The following is a 19227-nucleotide window of genomic DNA, read 5'->3' on the forward strand; positions in this document are numbered from 1 at the left end:
ATGAGCCTCCTCCTTTCCCGCTATGCCGAGTGCATATTCTGGCTGGCCCGCTATATCGAGCGGGCGGAAAATCTGGCGCGTATCTTGGACGTGCAGGAAACCTTCGCCCGCGACATCAAGGGCGGCCATGACTGGGCGGCGGTCCTCCGCCTGAACGCCGACGAGGCCCGCTTCTTCGAGCGCTACGAGGTCGCCGATGCGCCGAGCGTGCTCAATTTCTACATCCTCGATCGCGAGAACCCGACCTCGATCGTCTCGGACATCTTCTTCGCCCGAGAGAATGCCCGCACGCTGCGGCCCTTGATCTCCACGGAGATGTGGGTCCAGCTGAACGTCTTTTATAACCGCGCTCGCGCGCTCAGGCAGGTCGACATCACCGAGGAGCGCCTCAATCGCGTCTGCTCGATGATCAAGGAAGGCTGCGATACGCATGCGGGTATCACGCTCGGTACCTTTTATCGGGACGAGGCCTGGTGCTTCTACCAGATCGGCGCCGCCATCGAGTGCGCCGACCAGACGACGCGGCTTTTGGATTCTCGCTATCTGAGCTTTGAAGAGCGCGACCCCAGCGAGACCGTCTCGCCGGTCGAGGCCAGCCACTGGACCTCGCTGCTCCGTTCGGCCTCGGGCTACCAGGCCTTTCGCCGCCGCCACCCGCGCGGCATGGATCCCGAGCACGTGGCCCTCTTCCTCTTGAGCGACCCCTGCTTCCCCCGCTCGGTAGCCTGCGAGCTGCAGATCGTCGAAGTCCAATTGGGCCGCCTGCGCCGCCAGTACCAGCTGCGCCGGGTAGGTGCTGCCTTGGAGCAGTTGGATGGCATCCGCGACGATCTCAACGTCGACAATGTCCTGGCCATCCTGCGCGGCGGCGGCATCCACCGCTTCAATGACTGGCTGCAACGAAGCCTGAACGATCTCAGCGGTATTCTGGGTCGCGCCTTCTTCGGTTACGAGGCCTTGCCGCAGCCCGAGGCGGAGGACCATGCGGCGGACAAGAGCCAGAGCCAGACGGCGGGATCGTTGCAGCAGCACCAGGGCTGACGTCGCGGTCGGGCGGTGGACGCCGGTCGGCCCGGCCCGGCCCGGCCCGTTGCCGCTGCCTAGCCGCCGCAGCGGCAGGTGCCGTTCTGGCTGCCGCTCGAGCAATGCGGAGTGGCATCCGGGTAGAAGGTGCGAATAGCACCCCTTCTTGCCACGAAGACCGCCTGCAGCGCTGTGCCGTCGTCGGTCCGAAGGGGGGCCAGGCACATGCCGTCTCGTCCCTCGGCGAGGAGCGCTTTCAGACCCGAGGCCAGCAGAGTTGCCGCGTCGACGCCCAGCGCGTAGCCCTTGGGACAAGCGCGGAACCGGCCGGGCGAGCCGGGCAGGGCATAGACCATGCCGATCGTATAGATTGGCGGCACGATCTCCGTACGGTTGCAGGCGGCGGGCGGCAGGCGTCCCGCCAGTCCTTCTTCCTGCAATTCGAGATAGCGCGGCGCGAAATGCAGGCCGCCGACGGTGCGGCGTCCGGGCTGGCCACAAAAGACGTGCTCGAAGCCGCCGGCAGCGAACCAGGCCCGGGTCAGCCGGTCCTTGAAGTGGTCGAGATCGGCGCGCGGCATGGCCAGCGTCGCCATGGCGGCGACGCCGGCGGCCAGTGCCGGCTCGTCCAGCATGGCGCGAAATCGGCTGGCGGTAGGGGTGCTGCCCCAGTTGCCGCAGACCTCGAGAACCGCGCGATCGAAGGGGGTCAGCTGCGGCGGTGGTGGCGAGGGGTCGCTCGCCCCGGCATCATTTGTGTCGAAGAACGGCAAAAGTCCGTCCCGGGCCAGCGCCATGCCCGGCCAGGCCACAAGGAGGAGGAGCAGACAGCGACCAACGAACGATCTCATAACGGCCTCGTTGCGCCGGCCATTCCCGGCAGGCGATCCAGTCTCGCCTGCAGCCTGAGGCCGCGCGTCAGGAAATGGAAGCGCAACGTCATGGCGATGGCAACGGCGCCTAGCGCCATGGCGAGGCCGATCCAGATCCCGCGACCAGCCAGCGGCGTCTGAAATCCGAGGATCAAGGTGGCGGGCAGGCCGACCCCCCAATAGCCAAGCCCTGCCAGCCACATGGGGATCGTTGTGTCGCGCAGGCCACGAAGAGCGGCGATGCCGATCGTCTGCAGCGCGTCGAAAAGCTGAAACCAGGCGGCGATGTGAAGAAAGGCCAGGGCCAGGGCCAGGGACGGTCTCGCTTCCGGTGTGTCGGGATCGAAGAAAATACCGACCAGCAACTCGCCCTTGAGCCAGAACAGGAGGGCCATGGCGGCCATGAAGAGAAAGCCCATCAGGACGGCGCTCCAGCCGGCCAGCCTTACGCCATCGGCGTCGCGCCGGCCGACGGCGATGCCGATCCTGATGGTGGCGGCGATGCCGATCCCCAGCGGTACCATGAAGGACGTGGCGGCGATCTGCAGCGTTACCTGATGCGCCGCGAGGTCGACCGCTCCCAATTGTCCCATCATCAAAGTGGAGGCGGCAAAGATGCTGGTCTCCATCAGAAGGGCACCGCCGATGGGCAGGCCCAGGCGCCAGATCTCGAAAAAGCTCTGCCAGTCCGGGATCCAGAAGCGCCCGAGCAGGGTAAATCGGCGAAAGACACGGTGGCGGAGGCAATAGGCGAGGAGGGCCAGGAACATGAGCGCCCAACTGGCAAGGGCCCCCAGTCCGGCACCCAGCACCTCGAGGCGCGGCAGTCCGAAGTGGCCAAAGATCAGGGCGTAGCTGAGTGCCAGATTGAAGAGTACCGCCAGGCCCGTGATGACGAGAATGGCGCGCGTTCGGCCAAAGGCCGAGACGAAGCAGCGCAGCACGATGAAGCCGGCGCCGAAAGGCAGGCTCCAGAGGACGACACGCAGATAGGTCATCGTGTCGTCCAGGAGTGCCGAATCCTGGCCCAGGGCCACATAGAGCGGCCGGGCATGCCAGAGAAGAAGCGCCAGCGGCAAGAACAGGCTGATCGAGACCCAAAGTCCCTGCCGTACCGCCCGGCGGACCCGGCGCAGGTCACGGGCACCGCGCGCCTGGGCGATCAGGGGGGCCGTCGCCTGAACGACCCCGATCGCCACCATGAAGGCCGGCTGGAACAGGCTCCAGGCAAGCGTGGCGCTGGCCAGCTTCTCGGGTGAGAGACGCCCAAGTAGCAGCACTTCCGTGCTGTGGATCAAAAGCTGGCCGAACTGTGTCAGCGCCAGCGGCCATGCCAGTGCCAGCATGGCGCCGAACTCGGCGCGCCAAGCACCGGTCGATGCCCGCCTGTCGGGCATCCCCCGTACGATGTCCATTCTTCTACCAGTAAAGCCCGAGCTTTCTTTTGGCTCTTAGGCGGCCTTCTAGCCGAGCATGGCGCTCCCGGCGAGAGGCGGTGTGGTCGACCGGCCTTGCCGGGCATCCTGCAAGCCTGGTGCCGGCATCGCCAATCAACTCATGCGAGTACGCGCGCGGCCGCGGCTATCGCCCTGTCGATCCCGGCTTTGTCGATGTCCAGATGGGTGACGGCGCGCACGATGCGGGCCCCCATGGCCCCCATGCGGATGCCTTCCTTCGCCAGGGCCTTAACGAAGCTTTGGGCATCGCCCTCGATCTCGAAGAAGACGAGGTTGGTCTCGATGGTCGCCGGATCGAGCGTGATGCCCTTGATCGTTGCCAGTCCGTCCGCCAGGCGCCTCGCGTTCTCGTGATCCTCGGCCAGGCGCTCCACATGATGATCGAGCGCATAGGTGCAGGCGGCGGCCAGGATGCCGGCCTGGCGCATGGCGCCGCCCAGCATCTGCTTGAAGCGCCAGGCTTCCTCGATGAAATCCGCCGAGCCCGCGAGGACAGCCCCGACCGGCGCGCCCAGCCCCTTGCTGAAATCGAGCCAGCACGTGTCGAAATCCCTGACCTGCCGGCCGGCCGGAACGCCCGAGGCGACGACGGCGTTCATCAGGCGAGCACCATCCATGTGGGTCCCCACGCCGGCCTTGGCCGCAACGCTGCAGACGGCATCCAACTCATCCAGGCGCCAGACGCGGCCGCCGCCGAAATTGCTCGTCTGCTCGACCGAGACCAGGCGCGCGCGAGGCTTGTTGCGGTTGGGGCCGGCCAAGGCCGCCTCGAGCTGCGGACCGGTGAAGACACCGCGTTCGCCGGGCAGTGCCGCCAGGATGACGCCGGCCAGGGCAGCGGGACCGCCGGCCTCGGCTGTGAGGGGATGGGCGGTACAGTCGAGATAGACGGCCTCGCCCAGCCGGCAGCGGACGGCGATGGCGATCTGATTGCACATCGTGCCGGACGGCAGGAACATGGCCCGTTCCTTGCCCAGGAGGTCGGCTGTTCGGGCGCAGAGCTCGTTGACGGAGGGATCTTCGAAGACCTGCTCGTCACCGACCAAGGCCGTCGCCATCACCTCGCGCATCGCCTTGGTGGGCTTGGTGCGGGTGTCGCTGAAGAGATCGATCGGTTCTTGCAAGTCTCGTCCCCAAATGGCGGGCCCGCCCCTTGTCGTGGGCGGGGCGCATGAAAAACTCTTCGACCGACAGGCCGCTCTTGCGGCCGCCCGCCATTGCCGCGGCGGCCGGCTTTCGACTACGTTGCGGCGCTCTGACATATGTGGATGCAATGCGATCGATGTTCCAATTGCGCAAGACCCTGACCTCTCTGGCCCTGGCGATAGCGCTGGGCGGCGTCGCGACCTCAGCCATGGCGGCGGATTCGCAAGGGCGCTATCTGCCCAAGGGATTCGGGCTTGATCGCTGCAAGGATTTCAGCGCGGCTGCCAAGCAGGGCGAGGAGAAGGTCCTGCCGATCGCCAGCTGGCTGAACGGCTACATCACAGCCTTCAACACCTTCAACAACGACGTCTATGACGTGGCGCCGTGGCAGCGCGAGGGTGTTCTTTTGAGCATTATCGCCGGCTATTGCGACACGCATGCGGAAGAGCCGCTGGCGACCGTGGCGCAAAAGCTGATGGCCTCCTTCATGCCGACGCGGCTCTCGAACCTCAGTCAGCCGATCGAGGCCAAGAGCGGCGATCAGACCGTGCGCGTCTTTCCCGAGGTCCTAAAGCAGGCGCAGGATGCCTTGATCAAGGAAGGCATGCTCACAGGCACGTCCGACGGCAGCTTCGGCCCCAAGACCAAGACCGCCTTCGAGAGCTTTCAGGCCAAGGCCGGGATCAAGAAGTCGGGCCTCCCCGACCAGGAGACTCTCTTTCGTCTCTTTGCCGACGTCAGCGCGCCGACGGGCGCCCCTCCGGCAGCCGGGACAAGCGGCAATGCCGGTGGCAAAAGCGGCGCCAATTAACGACGTCTAGCCGACCAGGGCTTCCCAGCCGGCCTTGAAGTCCCGGGCCCGGCTGGCGACCGCCTTGGCATCCAGGCCGGGCTTATAGAGGGCCGAGCCCAGGCCGAAGCCGCTGGCGCCGGCCGCCTTGAAGGGCGCCATGGCCTCGACGGTGATGCCGCCCACGGGGAAGAGCCTGGCGGTGCCTGGCAGCACGGCGCGCATCGCCTTCAACACTGGCGGCTGGACCAGTTCGGCCGGGAAGAGCTTCAGCGCATCGGCCCCGGCATCCAGGGCGGCGAACGCCTCGGTCGGCGTGGCGATGCCCGGGAGGGCCAGAAGATCCCTGGCCTTGGCGGCCCTGATCACCTCGAGATCGGCATGCGGCATCACGATGACCCGGCCGCCCGCCGCCTCGACCTCGATGACGGCCCGGGGCGAGAGCACCGTTCCGGCCCCGACCAGGACCTCGGACCCGAGCCGCCTTGCCAAGCGCTCGATGCTCAAGAGCGGCTCGGGCGAGTTCAGCGGCACTTCGAGGATGCGAAAGCCGTTCTCCACCAGCGCGTCGCCGATTGCCTCCACCTCGTCAGGGCGGACGCCGCGCAGGATCGCCACGAGGGGCAGGGGAGAGAGGAAGCTTGAAAGGTCCATCGGTTCAGCGTCCCATGAGGCCGGCCGCACCGGCAATGATAAAGAGGCCCCTTGCCGCGGCATCGGCCGGCGTCGAGGTGAACGCCAGCCCGGCGCGCTGCATGGCCAGGGCATATAGATCGACCAGCGGGCCGCCGCCCACAAGCGTCGCCGTGCGATCGCCATGGGCGCTCCGTCCGGCCTGGATCTCGGCACCGATCAGGATACCCGAGAGATAGGGTGCCACGCTGGTTGCGGGCAGGCGGTCCATGAGGGGCAGGGTGCGGGCCGAGAACACCGCGTGGAGAAGGCCGCCCAGCCTATCATCCGCCTCAAGCCCGACATCGACGCCCTTGAGAAAGGCCGCTTCGTCGGCCGGTCCCTCGCTCATCAGCCGGCCCAGGATCGAATGGTCCTTGAGCACGGCGAAGATCTCGCCCGTCATATAGGTCTTGAAGCCCTCGATCCTGCCGCCCTGCGCCAGGACCCATTTGCTGTGCGTGCCAGGCAGCACGTAGAGGCCGCCATCCTGCATGGCCCCCAGGCCCACGAGTTCGGTCTCCTCGCCGCGCATCACGTCCGGCAGATCGCCTTCCACGGCAAGCCCCGGGACGACGTGCAGCCTGCCGCCATCGCCCAAGGGAACCACGACCAGCCGGGCCGCCAGCCCGTCCAGACTGGCGGGGCAGGCCAGATAGGGAGCCTCGACCCAGCCCTGCCGGCTGCCGATCATGCCCGAGGTAATCAGTGGCAATCTGCCATGGGCCGTCTGCCATGCGGCGATCAGGGTCTCGAGCGTCGCATGGAAGCGGCCGCCCTCGATCTGCAGGATGCCGGCTTTTGCCTGGCGGCGGTCCAGTATCCGGCCGTCATCGGCAAGAAGATAAGCGCGAAGGCTCGTCGTTCCCCAGTCGAGTGCGATCAAGGCGGGTCCGGTCATGGCTGGCCATCCAGATAGGCTTCGATCTCGCGGCGTCGCGGCATTGGTGCCACCGCGCCGAAATCCCTGGTTGCTAGTGCCGCCGCGGCATTGGCAAAGCGCCCGGCCGTAAACGGATCGGCACCGCGCAGATGGGCGGCAAGGAAGGCGCCGCCAAACGTATCGCCAGCCCCCGTGGCATCGACGCAGGCCACGGCATGCGGCTCCAGGCGCACGCGATGCTGGCCGGTGGCGATCAGCGCGCCGGCACTCCCTAAAGTCAAGGCCACGATCCGCGCACCGAGGCGCAGATAATGATCGGCAATCGCGTCCGGGTTCTCGAGACCGGTCAAAAGCCTCGCATCGTCGATGCTGGGCCTGAGGATGTTCGCCATGCGGGCGGCCTCGGCCAGGATGGCCCTGGCCCGCGGCAGCGACCAGAGGCCGAGACGAAGATTGGTGTCGAGAGCGATTTCCCGGCCGGCCAGGCGGGCGGTGTCGATTGCGGCCAGCATCGTGTCGCAGGCGGACTCGCTGATGGCAAAGCTGATGCCGGAGACATAGAGCAGTCGCGCGCGATGGATGTACCCCATGGGGAGCCATTCGGGCGACATCAGGCTGGCGGCCGAATGGCGCCGATAATAGGTGAAGGCGTGGCCATCGGGCCCGTGGGTGACGAAATAGATGCCGGTCGGCGCCTTCTCGTCGCGCCCGACAGCACTGCAATCTACGCCCTCCCGGCGCCAGAGTTCCACGAACTGGTCGCCGAACATGTCCCAGCCCAGGCGGGTCAGATAACCCACGCGCGCGCCGGCCCTGGCGGCGGCTATGGCGCAGTTCGATGTGTCGCCGCCATGTCCCATCAGGAAGCTCGGCGAGGCCGGATCCCGTTGATTGAACTCGACCATGGGTTCGCCGATGGCCACCAGATCGAGGTCGGCCTCAACGCTGTCCGGACCTGCCCCATTCGCGTTCAAGCTCAAGAATTTCCGCCTCGTAAAACCGCAGTGCCGTGATGCTATAGCAGCAAAACAGCACTTCTTTCAGGGAGGGCGCTGTGGCGATAGCGCTTGCCACGGCGCGCACCGCGATCCGTGCTGTCTGCTCCGGCGGAAATGAATAGATGCCTGTGGCGATTTCGGGAATGCCGAGCGAGCGAAGTTTCGCCTTCCCGGCCACTTCGATGGAGCTGGCATAGCAACCAGCCAACAGATCCTTCTCGCCGCGCCCGCCGCCACGCCAGACGGGACAGGCGGTGTGGAGGACGAACCTGCTGGTCAGGCCGAAGGCAGGGGTCATACGGGCTTGGCCACGCGGCATTCGGCCAAACCGCCGGCAGGCCGCCCTTAGCCGGTCGCCGGCCATGCCATGCACGGCCTCGTAGGCACGGTTGCCGCTGCCGAAATCCTCGTGCCTGCCGATGACGACAGCATCGACCATAAGCGAGCGGACATCCTCGAAGACCGCTTTCAGCCTGCCTTGGAACCCGGTGCTATGAAATCTGATCAAGACAGGCGCTCGTCTCGCTGGTCCGGCGTCACCGTTGCTCTGGGTGCCGAGCCGATTCTAGCGAGCATGTCTAAATGCTAGGTTAACGTCGGGTGTCCAGGGGCTCGCAGCCAAGGGCCGCAAGCGCTGCTTCGTGCAGTCGACGCTGGCGCTCGCCAAAGCAGCAGAAAATGACGGACCGGACGAAAGGCAGAAGCGGCAGTGCTTTGGCCACCGAGCCCACGGCGATCCGTGCCGCCCGTTCCATCGGGAAGCCATAGACACCTGTCGAGATGGCAGGAAAGGCGATGCTGGTCAGGCTTTTTTGCCCGGCCAGCCCAAGTGCCTCTCGGTAGCAGGCGGCCAGGAGATCGTCCTCTTGTTGCTGGCCGCCATGCCAGACGGGACCTACAGTGTGGATGATCCAGGGGGCCTTCAGCCGATAGCCCGCGGTGATCCTGGCCTCGCCCGTCGGACAGCCGCCCAGGCCGCGACACTCCTTGAGCAGGTCCGGGCCGGCGGCACGGTGAATGGCGCCATCCACACCGCCACCGCCAAGGAGGGTCTCATTGGCGGCGTTGACGATGGCGTCGACGCCAAGGGTGGTGATGTCGCCGAGAACGACCTTCATTCGGTCGCAGATTGCTGGATCGACCGGTGTCATCCAGTGCTCCCCCGATTTTAGGACACGTGCCTTGCGGTCCTGCTGATGCGATCACGGCTGCCCATTCATGGCGGCCATGATATGAAGCCTCCCGCCATGCTTCATCTAAACGATATCACGCTCCGCGTCGCCGGTCGGCCCCTGCTCGAAGGCGCCACGCTCCATCTGCCCGCGGGCCAGCGCGCCGCGCTCGTCGGCCGCAACGGCACGGGCAAATCAACCTTGCTGCGGCTCATCGCGGGCGAACTCCAGCCCGACCAGGGCGATGTGCGCCTCCAAAGCCGTGCCCGGATCGGCTATGTGGCTCAGGAGGCACCGGCCGGCACGCGCACGCCGCTCGAGGTGGTGCTGGCGGCGGACACCGAGCGTGCTTCGCTCCTGGAGGAGGCGCGCACCGCGACCGATCCTTTGCGGATCGCCGAAGTCCAGGCCCGGCTTGTCGACATCCGCGCCGACGCCGCGCCCGCCAGGGCAGCGCGCATTCTCCTCGGTCTCGGCTTCGACAAGGAGGCGCAGGAGCGCCCGCTTTCCTCCTTCTCGGGTGGCTGGCGGATGCGCGTGGCCCTGGCAGGTGTCCTTTTCGTCGAGCCCGATTTCCTGATCCTGGACGAGCCCACCAATCATCTGGACCTCGAAGCCACGATGTGGCTGGAGGACCATCTCAGGCGCTATCCGCGAACCCTGCTGGTCGTCAGCCACGATCGCGATCTCTTGAACGCCGTGCCCGAGCGGATCATTCATCTCGATCAGCAGAAGCTCACGACCTATAGCGGCAATTACGACATCTTCGCCCGCACCCGGGCCGAGAAGATGATGGTGCAGGAGAAGACCCGCGAGCGGCAGGAGGCGGCCCGCGCGCACATGCAGGCCTTCGTCGACCGCTTCCGCTACAAGGCCAGCAAGGCGCGCCAGGCGCAAAGCCGGCTTAAGATGCTGGAAAAGATGCCACTCATGGAAGCGGCCGCCCGCGAACCTGAGGTGCGCTTTGCTTTCCCGGCCAAGGACGTTCCCCCGCCGCCCATGATCACCATGGACCGCGCGGCCACCGGCTATGGCGAGAAGATCGTCCTCACAGGTCTCGACATGCGCATCGACCCGGACGATCGCATCGCCCTCCTGGGCGCCAACGGCAATGGCAAGAGCACGTTCGCCAAACTGGTGGCCGGCCGCCTGCAGCCTTTGGCGGGCGAGATCGTCCGCGCCAGGGGGCTGCGGATCGGCTTCTTCGCCCAGCACCAGACGGAGGAACTGGAGCCGGAAGAGAGTTCCATCCGCCATGTGCTGAGCCGCCAGCCGCAGCGCCGAGAGCAGGAGGTCCGTGGCCTGCTGGCCCGCTTCGGTCTCGGTGCCGCTAAGGCCGAGACGAAGGCCAAGCATCTTTCCGGCGGTGAGAAGACGCGTCTGGCGATGGCGCTCATGTGCCTCGACGAGCCGCATATGCTGATCCTCGACGAGCCCACCAATCATCTGGACATCGACAGCTGCGATGCGCTGGCGGAGGCGATCAACGAGTTTCCGGGGGCGGTCATCGTCATCAGCCATGATCGCCATTTGGTCGAGATGACGGCCGACCGGCTGCTCCTGGTCGGCAATGGCCGTGTCGAGACTTATGAAGGCGATGTGGCCGACTATCGCGACATGCTGATGCGCACCGAGCGCGGCCAGCATGACGGCCAGCCCGCAGCGCGGGCAGACCGCATCAGCGGGGCCGCCAAGCGTTCGAAGCTGGCACCGTTGCGCAAGGAGGCCAAGGAACTTGAACGCGAGATCGGGCGGCTCGACGGCGAGCGAGCCAAGCTGCAGGCCAAACTTGCCGATCCCGGCAGCTACGCGGCGGGGATCGACATGGCGGGTCTCCAGCGGGAGATCAACGCCATCGGCAAGGCCGTCGATGCAGCCGAGGCGCGCTGGCTCGAACTGGAGGCACAGATCGAGGAACTGGCAGCCGCCTGATCAGGCCGTCGCGTCGACGCTGATGTGTCGACGCACCGTCGCGACGCGTCCCTCGACCGCGGCTAGCCGAAATTGCCGAAGAAGGTAGCGCCCAGCGCGATCACGACGGCGCCAAAGATCGCAAAGAGCAGATCCTTGAGCAATGTGTCCGGCCGGTCGCTCGTTGTATCGCTGCCGACTGGCACGACGTGCCGCCGATGCGCTGCGACCCGGTAGCCCGCGTAGAGAATGAAGGCGGCTCCGACGATAAGCAGGAGATAGCCCATGATCGTTCCTCACCTGGCATGCCATGGTCCCGAATCAAACGGCCCCGGCCCCGGGGGTTCCGCCCAGCCGCGATCTCCGGTTCTGCCGCAAGGATTTCTCTACCGCCCCGCCTATCTGTCGCCCGACCTTCAGGCAAAGCTCGTCAAGGAGGTGCTGGCTCTCGTGGAGGAGGCGGGCTGGCTGCGGCCGGTGATGCCGCGTACCGGCCAGCCCTATTCGGTCATGATGGGTAATCTCGGCGAACTCGGTTGGATCAGCGACAGGGCGGGCTATCGCTACGCACCCGTTCATCCCGCCACTGGCCAGCCCTGGCCGGCCATGCCGCCAGCCTTGCTCGAGATCTGGCGGGATCTGGCCAATTGTGCGGCACCGCCTGAATGCTGCCTCGTCAATCTGTATCGTGGCAATGCCCGCATGGGGCTGCACCAGGATCGGGACGAGAGGGAAATGCGGGCCCCCGTCTTGTCCCTGTCCCTGGGCGATCGGGCGCTCTTTCGCGTCGGCGGGCTGGAGCGTCGCGACCCCACGCGCTCCTTCACGCTCTCAAGCGGCGATGTCGTCCGGATGGGCGGCGGGGCGCGGCTGATGTTCCACGGCATCGACCGGATCATTCCCGCGAGTTCGACCCTTATACCGGGCGGCGGCCGGCTCAATCTGACCTTGCGGCGCGTGACGCCTTACCCCGGCTGAACCCGGGCTGCCTTGTCGTCCTCCTCGCATCGCTCTATTGAGATCCCCTTTATCGAGTTCGTCATTGGAATGAGCTGGGCATGTTCGCTCTCCTAAAGCCCGCCCTGGATAGCGTGGGCAAGCGCGTCATGCGCACGGTGGTGCTAACGCCGCTGTTCTTCGTCAGCGACGATCGCAAGATCGCGATCGAGCGCCGCTTGCGTGGCCGCGAGCAGGCAGCCAAGCTTGGCCGCGCCGACGTCGTGATCGTCTCCTTCGGCAAGAGCGGTCGCACATGGCTGCGCGTCATGCTCTCGCGCTTCTTCCAGGTGAAGCACGCGCTCTCGGAGCGCTGGCTGATCGGTTTCGACAACCTGCATCTCAAGAACCGTGCGATCCCCAAGATCTTCTTCACGCACGACAATTACCTGAAGGACTTCACGGGCAATCACAGCGACAAGCGCGATTATTACGATCGTCGCGTCGTTCTTCTCGTTCGGCATCCAGCTGACGTCGCGGTCTCGCAATATCACCAGTGGCGCTATCGCATGCGGCCGCACAAAAAGACGATCAACGACTATCCAGAGCACGGCAAGGACGTCTCGATTTTCTCCTTCGTCGCCGAGCACGAGGCCGGCCTGCCCAAGGTCGTGGGCTTCATGAACGACTGGGCGCGGGAGATGGATAAGCTCAGGCAGATCCTCATCGTGCGCTATGAGGACATGCGCGCCAATCCGGCGCAGGAGGTCGAGCGGATCACGCGCTTCATGGGCACGCCCGGGACCGAGGCGGAAATCCAGGAAGCAGTCCGCTATGCCTCCTTCGACAACATGAAGAAGCTCGAGGAGAAGCGGCATTTCTGGCTGGCCGGTGGCCGGATGCAGGCCAAGGACAAGACGAATCCTGCCTCGTTCAAGGTTCGTCGCGGCAAGGTCGGTGGTTGGCGCGACTACTTCACCGAGGAAGAAGCGGCCAAGATCGACGCCATCGTCGACCAGACCATGTTGCCCGGCTTTGGTTATACGAGTGCCGAGGATGGCAAGCCGGCTTGGCGCTCGGGCGAGGTCGTGCCGGCCTGAGGACAAGTGCGCGTTCTTGCTTGCATGATGTCTTAGGCCTTATTGATGATCGACGGCCCCAGCCAATATCAGGCTGAACGAGCAGCTATTGCCAGCTCTGAATTAGAATGGATCCGACCTTGACCGACACGGTATTCATCCACACCAACCACCGCCAGATGGTGGGCGCCCTGGTGTCCGAGTATTCGATGCGGCGCAATAGTCGCCATCCCGATCGCTTCGACGTCAAGATTGTCGACGTGCGCGATTTCCCTTGGGCGCAGGCGAAAGAGGGTCAGCTCTATCTTCGCGACGGGCTGAAGCGGGAATGGCTGATGGAGGATCTCCAGTCCTTCACGCCGATCCGCTTCACCCCGCCCGAACTCATGGGCTATGAGGGCCGGGCTGTGGTCGTCGACCCTGACGTCTTCGCGGTCGGCGACGTCAACGAGCTTTTGACCCGCGACATGCAAGGCAAGGCCATCATGTGCAGGCCGCGCGGCGTGTCGGGCAAGAAATACGCAACCTCGGTCATGCTGCTCGAATGCTCCAAGCTCACCCATTGGAAGTGCCAGGAGCAGTTCGAGGCGATGTTCCGCTTCGAGCTCGACTACATGGACTGGATCAATCTCGAGAACGAGCCCGAGGAGAATGTGGGCCTGTTCGAGCCCGAGTGGAATGATTTCGACAAGCTGACGCCGCAGACCAAGATGATCCACAATACCAGTCGCTGGACCCAGCCCTGGAAGAGCGGCCTGCCGATCGACTTCACGCCGTCCACCAAGAACCATTCGATCTTCAAGGTCGTGAGCTGGTATCGCCGCGCCCGCGAGGCAATGTTCGGTCGCTATGGCGCGCTCGGCACCTATAAGAAGCACCCCGATCCGAACCAGGAGCGCTTTTTCTTCACGCTTCTCAAGGAATGCGTGGAGAAGGGGGTCATCTCCGAGCAGCTCATTCGCGATGAGATGGCTAAGAACCATGTGCGCCACGACGCTTTCGAGGTGATGGACCGGCTTTCGCCGGTTAAGGCCGCCGCCTGACCCTTTGAGCAAGAGCGACTGACGACGCGCCATGGCGACGATGGTTGATGACAATCGCGGCGACGATGACGCGTCTCGTCTCTGGCAGAGACTGCATGATAGGTTCGATGCCGGTGCGGTCCGAATCTTCTGGTGGCTGATGAGCCTGATCTCGGTCGAGCGGGCCGGGGCCGTAGGCGCATGGCTCCTGGAACGCCTTGGCCCGCGATCCGACCGCGGCACCACCGTTCGGCATAACCTGATGGTGGCGTTTCCGGACCGTACGCGCGAGGAGATCGAGCGTCTGGCGCGCGCCGTCTGGCGCAATGCCGGCACGGTGATGGCAGAATTCCCACATCTCGGAACGATCCGCGAGCGGGTTAAGGTGACGATCGACCCCGCATGCGACAGGACGCGGCCGATTCTTTTTTGCGCCGCGCATCTCTCGAGCTGGGAAGTCTCAGCCATCGGACCCGTGCGCATGGGCTGGCCGATGACAGTCGTCTACACGCCCATGCCCAATCCCATTGTCGACCGCCTGCTTCTGGCCAGGCGCCAGGAGGGTCTGGGCGTCCGGCTTATGCCGAGGGACGGCAGTGGGCTCGGCCTGATGCGGGCGCTCAAGCGCGGCGAGGCTGTAGGACTGGTCGCCGACCGGCGCCAGAAGGGCGAGGCGCGTATCATCTTCTTTGGCGTCGACCGGCCGATCTCGCTGGCCCCAGCCAAGCTGGCGCTGAGAGCCGGCGCTCAATTTGCCTCGGCGACCGTGCTTCGCGAGGGGGCGGCACGCTATCGCATCGTCCTGGATGCGCCGATTCTGCCCGAGGACCAGGCGGCACCGCTGGACGAGCAGGCGCTCTCCATGATGCGGCAGCTCTATGCCCGCTACGAGACCTATATACGGGCCCAGCCGGAAAACTGGTTCTGCATGAAGCTCGTTTGGCCCAAGCCTAGCGTCGAGGGCGTCCTGCACCCCGATGGCGCCACGGTACCCTCGCCTTGAGGGCCTGGCTGGTCCTGGGAGACAAGGCGGGTGACAATGGTCAGGTGCGCACCATCGGCCAGGCGCTGCGCCAGCGCTCGGACTGGGTCGTCGAGGAGCGCCGGGTCGAGATGCTGCCGCAATGGGTCAAGGGCAAGCCCAAGGTCGAGGCCTCGCTGCATCATCTGGACCTGGCGCGTTCCGATCCCCTTGAGCCGCCATGGCCCGATCTCGTCGTGACGATCGGCCGACGCCCCTCGATGGTGGCCCTTTGGATCAAGCAGCAATCGGGTGGCCGAACCCGCATCGTGCGCGTTGGCAAGCCTACGGGCCGGGCCGAGCGCTTCGATCTCGTCGTCGCGAGCTCGGAGGTGCAGGTGCCGCCATTGCCGCACGTCCTCAAGATCGGGCTGCCTTTGATGCAGGTGGATGCCGATGCCGTGGCGCGGGAAGCGGAAGCCTGGCGCACCCGGCTGGCCCCCTTAAGCCGCCCCTTGATCGGCTTTCTCGTCGGGGGTGCCACGGGACCCTATCGTTTCGATGCGCGCACGGTGGATCGCCTGCTCGAGCAGGCAAGGCGCATCCGGGCGGAGGGCGGCACGCCCTACGTCACCACCAGCCGTCGCACGGCACCCGAGGTGGCAAGGCGGATCGAGGCCGAGCTGCCGGAGGGATGTGTGTTTTTCGGCTGGCGCCCGGACGCGAAGGACAATCCCTATCGCGCTTTGCTCGGGCTCGCGGACGGCCTCATCGTCACCGGCGATAGCATCTCGATGATCGTCGAGGTGGCGAGGCTAGGCAAACCCCTGCAAATCCTGCCGCTCAGCTACGGCAAGGCCGGCCGTCTCGATCTCTGGCGCCGGGCGGCGGCGCGTGGCGTGTTCGACCGGGCCAGCCGGCCGGTCTGGCGACATGTGGGCGATTTCGTCTATGGCAGCGGTCTTGCGACGCAGACCCGTGACTTTGAGGCCTTCCACGCCATGCTGCTGCGCCGAGGCACGGCCTGCCGCCTGGGCGGCCCCTTCCTGCCGCCACGCGCCCTTTCCGAGGGTGACCGCGATGTGGAGCGCGTGCTCGCGCGGATCGACGCCCTTTTTCCCGATCCGGGCTAGAGGAGGGACATCTGACCGTCGAGCCTGGGAGGACGAAAGAGATCAACGCGATCGGGATAGCGGCGACGTGTCAGGCCGGCCTTGGCGATGGCCACCGCAAAGCGCCTGTGGATGAGCTCGGCGAAGGGCCCGCTGCCGCGCATGCGGCTCTTGAAGTCCGGATCGTTCAGCCGTCCATCCCGGCACTGGCGGATGAGCGAGAGCACCCGGGCGGCACGATCCGGGAAATGCGTCTCCAGCCAGGCTTCGAACAGCTCTTTGACGTCGTGCGGCAGGCGGACGAGGATGTGATTGACATGGCCAGCACCCGCCGCCACCGCCCGCGCCACCATGGCCTCGATCTCATGATCGTTCAGGCCCGGGATGACGGGCGCCATGTTGACGCCCACCTCGACACCGGCACGGCGCAGCAGGCGGATGGCATCAAAGCGGCGCTCCGGCGTCGGCGCGCGGGGCTCCATCCGCCTGGCCAGCCCGGCATCGAGGCTGGTGATCGAAATGTCGACATGGACGAGGCCCATCCCGGCCAGACGCTCCAGGAGGTCGATGTCGCGGACGATGGCCGCGGATTTGGTGACGATTGTCACCGGATGGCGGGTCTCCAGAAGTACTTCCAGGATGCCGCGCGTGATCCGCAGCCGACGCTCGATCGGCTGGTAGGGATCGGTGTTGGCGCCCAGCGCCAGTACCGCTGGCCGGTAGCCCGGGCGGGCCAGTTCCTGGCGCAAGAGGTTGGCGGCATCGTGCTTGACGAAGATCTTGCTCTCGAAATCCTGTCCCGAGGAGAGACCCAGATAATTGTGGCTAGGTCGCGCATAGCAGTAGATGCAGCCATGCTCGCAGCCTCGATAGGGATTGATCGAACGATCGAAGCCGATGTCGGGTGATGTGTTGCGGGCGATGATGGTCCGGCTCGTGTCGGCGAACGTCTCGGTCTTCAAGGCGGGCGCGTCGTCGTCCGGAGGGCCCCAGCCATCATCCTCCGCTTGGCGCTGCCCGGCCTCGAAGCGTCCGTCCGGATTGATGGTCGCACCACGGCCGCTGAGTGATGCCAGGCGCTGGTTGGAGCGATGCGTCATACGGGAACAATACGAGAACATCGATGAGCGTGCAACTGTCCTCGACAGGGCATCAGGCAGGCTCGTCAAGCCCAGGAGCCCCTGACCGCATGCAAGAAGAATGTCCCTTCGGCGCCTGGCCGTCGCCCATCACGCCCGCGATGCTTACCCAATCGCAGGTGGGCTTGTCGTTCCCATCCATTGATAGCGGCAGGGTCTATTGGTGCGAGCAGCGACCGCTCGAAAATGGCCGCACGACGCTGATGTGTCGGGAGCCTGACGGCACCGAGACCGAACTGACGCCGGGCGGGTTCAACATGCGCACGCGCGTGCACGAATATGGCGGCAAACCCTATCTGGCGGCGGGCGATCTCGTCATCGTCGTCGAATTCGCGACACAGCTTCTCTGGCAGGTGGCCCCGGGCCAGCCGCCTCGCGTCCTCACGGCCAACAAAGAGCGTCGCTATGCCGACTTCCTGCTCGACGCGCCGCGTCGGCGCCTGATCGCCGTTGAGGAGGACCATGGACAGGCGAGCGACCAGCCTGCCAATCGGCTGGTCAGCTTGTCCCTGGACGATCCGGAGGACCGCCGGGTACTTTTCGCCGACAGCGATTTCGTGGCGGCACCCACTCTGTCGCCGGATGGTCGGTCGCTCGCCTGGTTGGCCTGGGACCATCCCTCCATGCCCTGGGACTCGACCCGGCTGCTCGTGGCCGAGCTGGACGGAGCCGGGGCAGCTGCCTCACCCGTCGTCATCGCGGGCGGCGAGGAGACCGCCATCGTCCAGCCCGGCTGGGACCGGCGGGGCAAGCTTCTATTCATCGCCGATGAGTCGGGCTTCTGGCTGCCGCGCCGCTGGGACGGCAGCCAGACGACCGCCATCGTCGCACCCGAGCGCGACTTCGCCGGACCGCTCTGGCAACTGGGCAGCCGATGGTGGAGCGAGCTCGACGACGGGCGGTTGGCCATGAGCTTTGCCGAGGACGGCTATTGGCGCCTGGCGATCCTCGATCCTGAGAGCAGCACCTTCGAGCGCATCGAAACGGCGGCAACCGATATCAGCGATGTCAGCAGCGAGGGGCAGGCGATCCTCTTTCGCGCGGCCTTTGACGATCGCCCGGCCGAGATCGTTCGCCGTCACGCCGATGGCAGGCTCGAGACGATCAAGAGTGCCGGCCAGCCACCTGTCTCGGCCGACTGGATCTCGCGGCCCCGCCCCATTCTCTTTGCGACTGAGACCGGCATGCAGGGCCACGCTTTCTATTACGGCCCCCAAAACCTTCACGCCCGTGCGCCGACAGGCGAACTGCCGCCCATGATCGTGCGCATCCATGGCGGTCCGACCAGCCAGACCCGTGCCGTCCTGACCTCGACCTACCAGTTCTGGACGACGCGCGGCTTTGCCATCCTGGATGTCAATTATCGTGGCAGCAGCGGGTTTGGCCGGTCGTTCCGTAATGCGCTGCGCGGCCAGTGGGGCATCGCTGACGTCGAGGATTGCCTCTCGGCGGCGGCCGCAGTCGCAGCCATGGGCCTTGCCGACCCCGAGCGCCTCGCCATCGCCGGCGGGAGTGCCGGCGGCTTCACGACGCTGGCGGCACTGACCTTTCAGCGCCAGCTCGGGCAAAAGGCGGAGGTCTTCAAGGCGGGCGCCAGCTATTACGGAGTCGCCGATCTCGAGGCCCTGGCGCGCGACACCCACAAATTCGAGAGCCGCTACCTGGATCAGCTGGTTGGTCCCTATCCGGCACGCCAGGATCTCTATGTCGCCCGCTCGCCCATTCACCACGTGAACGACCTGCGCGCGCCGACGATCTTCTTCCAGGGCGCTGACGACAAGGTCGTGCCGCGCAACCAAGCGGAGGCCATGGTCGCGGCCTTAAGGGCGAAGTCGATCCCCACCACCTGCCATATTTTCCCCGGGGAGGGCCACGGCTTCAGGCGGGCGGCCACGATCGAGACGGCCGTCAGCGAGGAATACAGCTTCTATATGCAGGTCTTTGGCATCGAGGGCGGAGCGCCTCGTACCACGCTCAAGCTGGACGGGGAGGCGCCCTCCACCGACGCTTGACCTCGCTGACCTCGGCCGGCAGCCTGCCTCAATCGCGGGGGT

At 65.8% G+C, this 19227-nt stretch carries 19 protein-coding genes; 9 read left to right on the plus strand and 10 right to left on the minus strand.

The window, feature by feature from the left end; translation table 11 throughout:
• Nucleotides 1-1041 carry an alpha-E domain-containing protein gene (locus CFB17_RS01230; protein WP_088559571.1) on the plus strand — a complete coding sequence of 347 codons (1041 nt, stop codon included), beginning with the start codon at nt 1-3 and terminating at the stop codon, nt 1039-1041.
• 59 nt (nt 1042-1100) lie between these two features.
• Here the strand turns inward: CFB17_RS01230 and CFB17_RS01235 are convergent, their stop codons facing one another.
• The 3 genes from CFB17_RS01235 to CFB17_RS01245 form a co-directional block, all read right to left on the minus strand.
• Complete coding sequence (locus CFB17_RS01235; RefSeq protein ID WP_088559572.1) at nt 1101-1874, minus strand: EndoU domain-containing protein; 774 nt, start codon at nt 1872-1874, stop codon at nt 1101-1103.
• The gene (locus CFB17_RS01240; protein WP_088559573.1) at nt 1871-3310 is read right to left on the minus strand and encodes an MATE family efflux transporter; all 1440 of its coding nucleotides are present in this window, start codon (nt 3308-3310) and stop codon (nt 1871-1873) included. The genes CFB17_RS01235 and CFB17_RS01240 overlap by 4 nt, the downstream gene beginning before the upstream one ends.
• 140 nt (nt 3311-3450) lie before the next feature.
• Entirely contained in the window at nt 3451-4476 is a 1026-nt protein-coding gene (locus CFB17_RS01245) for a threonine aldolase family protein (RefSeq protein WP_243389657.1), read from the minus strand.
• A gap of 47 nt (nt 4477-4523) precedes the next feature.
• Between CFB17_RS01245 and CFB17_RS01250 the strand changes: the two genes are divergently transcribed.
• Complete coding sequence (locus tag CFB17_RS01250) at nt 4524-5309, plus strand: peptidoglycan-binding domain-containing protein (RefSeq protein ID WP_088559574.1); 786 nt, start codon at nt 4524-4526, stop codon at nt 5307-5309.
• Nucleotides 5310-5315: 6 nt separating this feature from the next.
• Here CFB17_RS01250 and CFB17_RS01255 read toward each other — a convergent pair whose 3' ends face one another.
• The 5 genes from CFB17_RS01255 to CFB17_RS01275 all read right to left on the minus strand — a co-directional run bounded on the left by CFB17_RS01255 (nt 5316) and on the right by CFB17_RS01275 (nt 8992).
• The gene (locus tag CFB17_RS01255; protein WP_088559575.1) at nt 5316-5942 is read right to left on the minus strand and encodes a 2-dehydro-3-deoxy-6-phosphogalactonate aldolase; all 627 of its coding nucleotides are present in this window, start codon (nt 5940-5942) and stop codon (nt 5316-5318) included.
• A gap of 4 nt (nt 5943-5946) precedes the next feature.
• Nucleotides 5947-6861 carry a 2-dehydro-3-deoxygalactonokinase gene (locus CFB17_RS01260; protein WP_088559576.1) on the minus strand — a complete coding sequence of 305 codons (915 nt, stop codon included), beginning with the start codon at nt 6859-6861 and terminating at the stop codon, nt 5947-5949.
• The gene (locus CFB17_RS01265; RefSeq protein WP_243389658.1) at nt 6858-7823 is read right to left on the minus strand and encodes a sugar kinase; all 966 of its coding nucleotides are present in this window, start codon (nt 7821-7823) and stop codon (nt 6858-6860) included. The genes CFB17_RS01260 and CFB17_RS01265 overlap by 4 nt, the downstream gene beginning before the upstream one ends.
• Nucleotides 7783-8349, minus strand: coding sequence for a macro domain-containing protein (locus CFB17_RS01270; protein WP_088559577.1), 567 nt, complete (start codon nt 8347-8349; stop codon nt 7783-7785). The genes CFB17_RS01265 and CFB17_RS01270 overlap by 41 nt, the downstream gene beginning before the upstream one ends.
• 82 nt (nt 8350-8431) lie before the next feature.
• Complete coding sequence (locus CFB17_RS01275) at nt 8432-8992, minus strand: O-acetyl-ADP-ribose deacetylase (protein WP_088559578.1); 561 nt, start codon at nt 8990-8992, stop codon at nt 8432-8434.
• A gap of 81 nt (nt 8993-9073) precedes the next feature.
• On the opposite strand from CFB17_RS01275, the gene CFB17_RS01280 reads away from it, so the two are divergent.
• The gene (locus tag CFB17_RS01280) at nt 9074-10945 is read left to right on the plus strand and encodes an ABC-F family ATP-binding cassette domain-containing protein (protein WP_243389659.1); all 1872 of its coding nucleotides are present in this window, start codon (nt 9074-9076) and stop codon (nt 10943-10945) included.
• 62 nt (nt 10946-11007) lie between these two features.
• Here CFB17_RS01280 and CFB17_RS01285 read toward each other — a convergent pair whose 3' ends face one another.
• Nucleotides 11008-11211, minus strand: a complete 204-nt coding sequence (locus tag CFB17_RS01285) for a hypothetical protein (RefSeq protein ID WP_088559579.1) — start codon at nt 11209-11211, stop codon at nt 11008-11010.
• Here CFB17_RS01285 and CFB17_RS01290 point away from each other — a divergent pair.
• The 5 genes from CFB17_RS01290 (at nt 11210) to CFB17_RS01310 (ending at nt 16055) form a co-directional block, all read left to right on the plus strand.
• Nucleotides 11210-11902 (plus strand): alpha-ketoglutarate-dependent dioxygenase AlkB, encoded by a 693-nt coding sequence (locus CFB17_RS01290; protein ID WP_088559580.1) that lies wholly within the window; start codon nt 11210-11212, stop codon nt 11900-11902. The two genes, CFB17_RS01285 and CFB17_RS01290, sit on opposite strands and share 2 nt — an antisense overlap.
• A gap of 80 nt (nt 11903-11982) precedes the next feature.
• A complete protein-coding gene (locus tag CFB17_RS01295; protein WP_088559581.1) occupies nt 11983-12960 on the plus strand; it encodes a sulfotransferase domain-containing protein in 978 nt (325 codons plus the stop codon).
• A gap of 119 nt (nt 12961-13079) precedes the next feature.
• A complete protein-coding gene (locus tag CFB17_RS01300) occupies nt 13080-13982 on the plus strand; it encodes a hypothetical protein (protein WP_088559862.1) in 903 nt (300 codons plus the stop codon).
• A 31-nt stretch (nt 13983-14013) separates the two neighbouring features.
• Entirely contained in the window at nt 14014-14964 is a 951-nt protein-coding gene (locus CFB17_RS01305) for a lysophospholipid acyltransferase family protein (protein ID WP_088559582.1), read from the plus strand.
• Nucleotides 14961-16055, plus strand: coding sequence for a mitochondrial fission ELM1 family protein (locus tag CFB17_RS01310; RefSeq protein ID WP_088559583.1), 1095 nt, complete (start codon nt 14961-14963; stop codon nt 16053-16055). Before CFB17_RS01305 ends, CFB17_RS01310 begins: the two co-directional genes overlap by 4 nt.
• Here the strand turns inward: CFB17_RS01310 and CFB17_RS01315 are convergent.
• Nucleotides 16052-17155 carry a PA0069 family radical SAM protein gene (locus tag CFB17_RS01315; RefSeq protein WP_122984967.1) on the minus strand — a complete coding sequence of 368 codons (1104 nt, stop codon included), beginning with the start codon at nt 17153-17155 and terminating at the stop codon, nt 16052-16054. The two genes, CFB17_RS01310 and CFB17_RS01315, sit on opposite strands and share 4 nt — an antisense overlap.
• A gap of 68 nt (nt 17156-17223) precedes the next feature.
• On the opposite strand from CFB17_RS01315, the gene CFB17_RS01320 reads away from it, so the two are divergent.
• Complete coding sequence (locus CFB17_RS01320; RefSeq protein WP_165769357.1) at nt 17224-19185, plus strand: alpha/beta hydrolase family protein; 1962 nt, start codon at nt 17224-17226, stop codon at nt 19183-19185.
• The last annotated feature ends 42 nt before the right edge of the window (nt 19186-19227 follow it).

The organism is Arboricoccus pini (assembly GCF_900187945.1).
Taxonomy (GTDB): Bacteria; Pseudomonadota; Alphaproteobacteria; order Geminicoccales; family Geminicoccaceae; genus Arboricoccus; species Arboricoccus pini.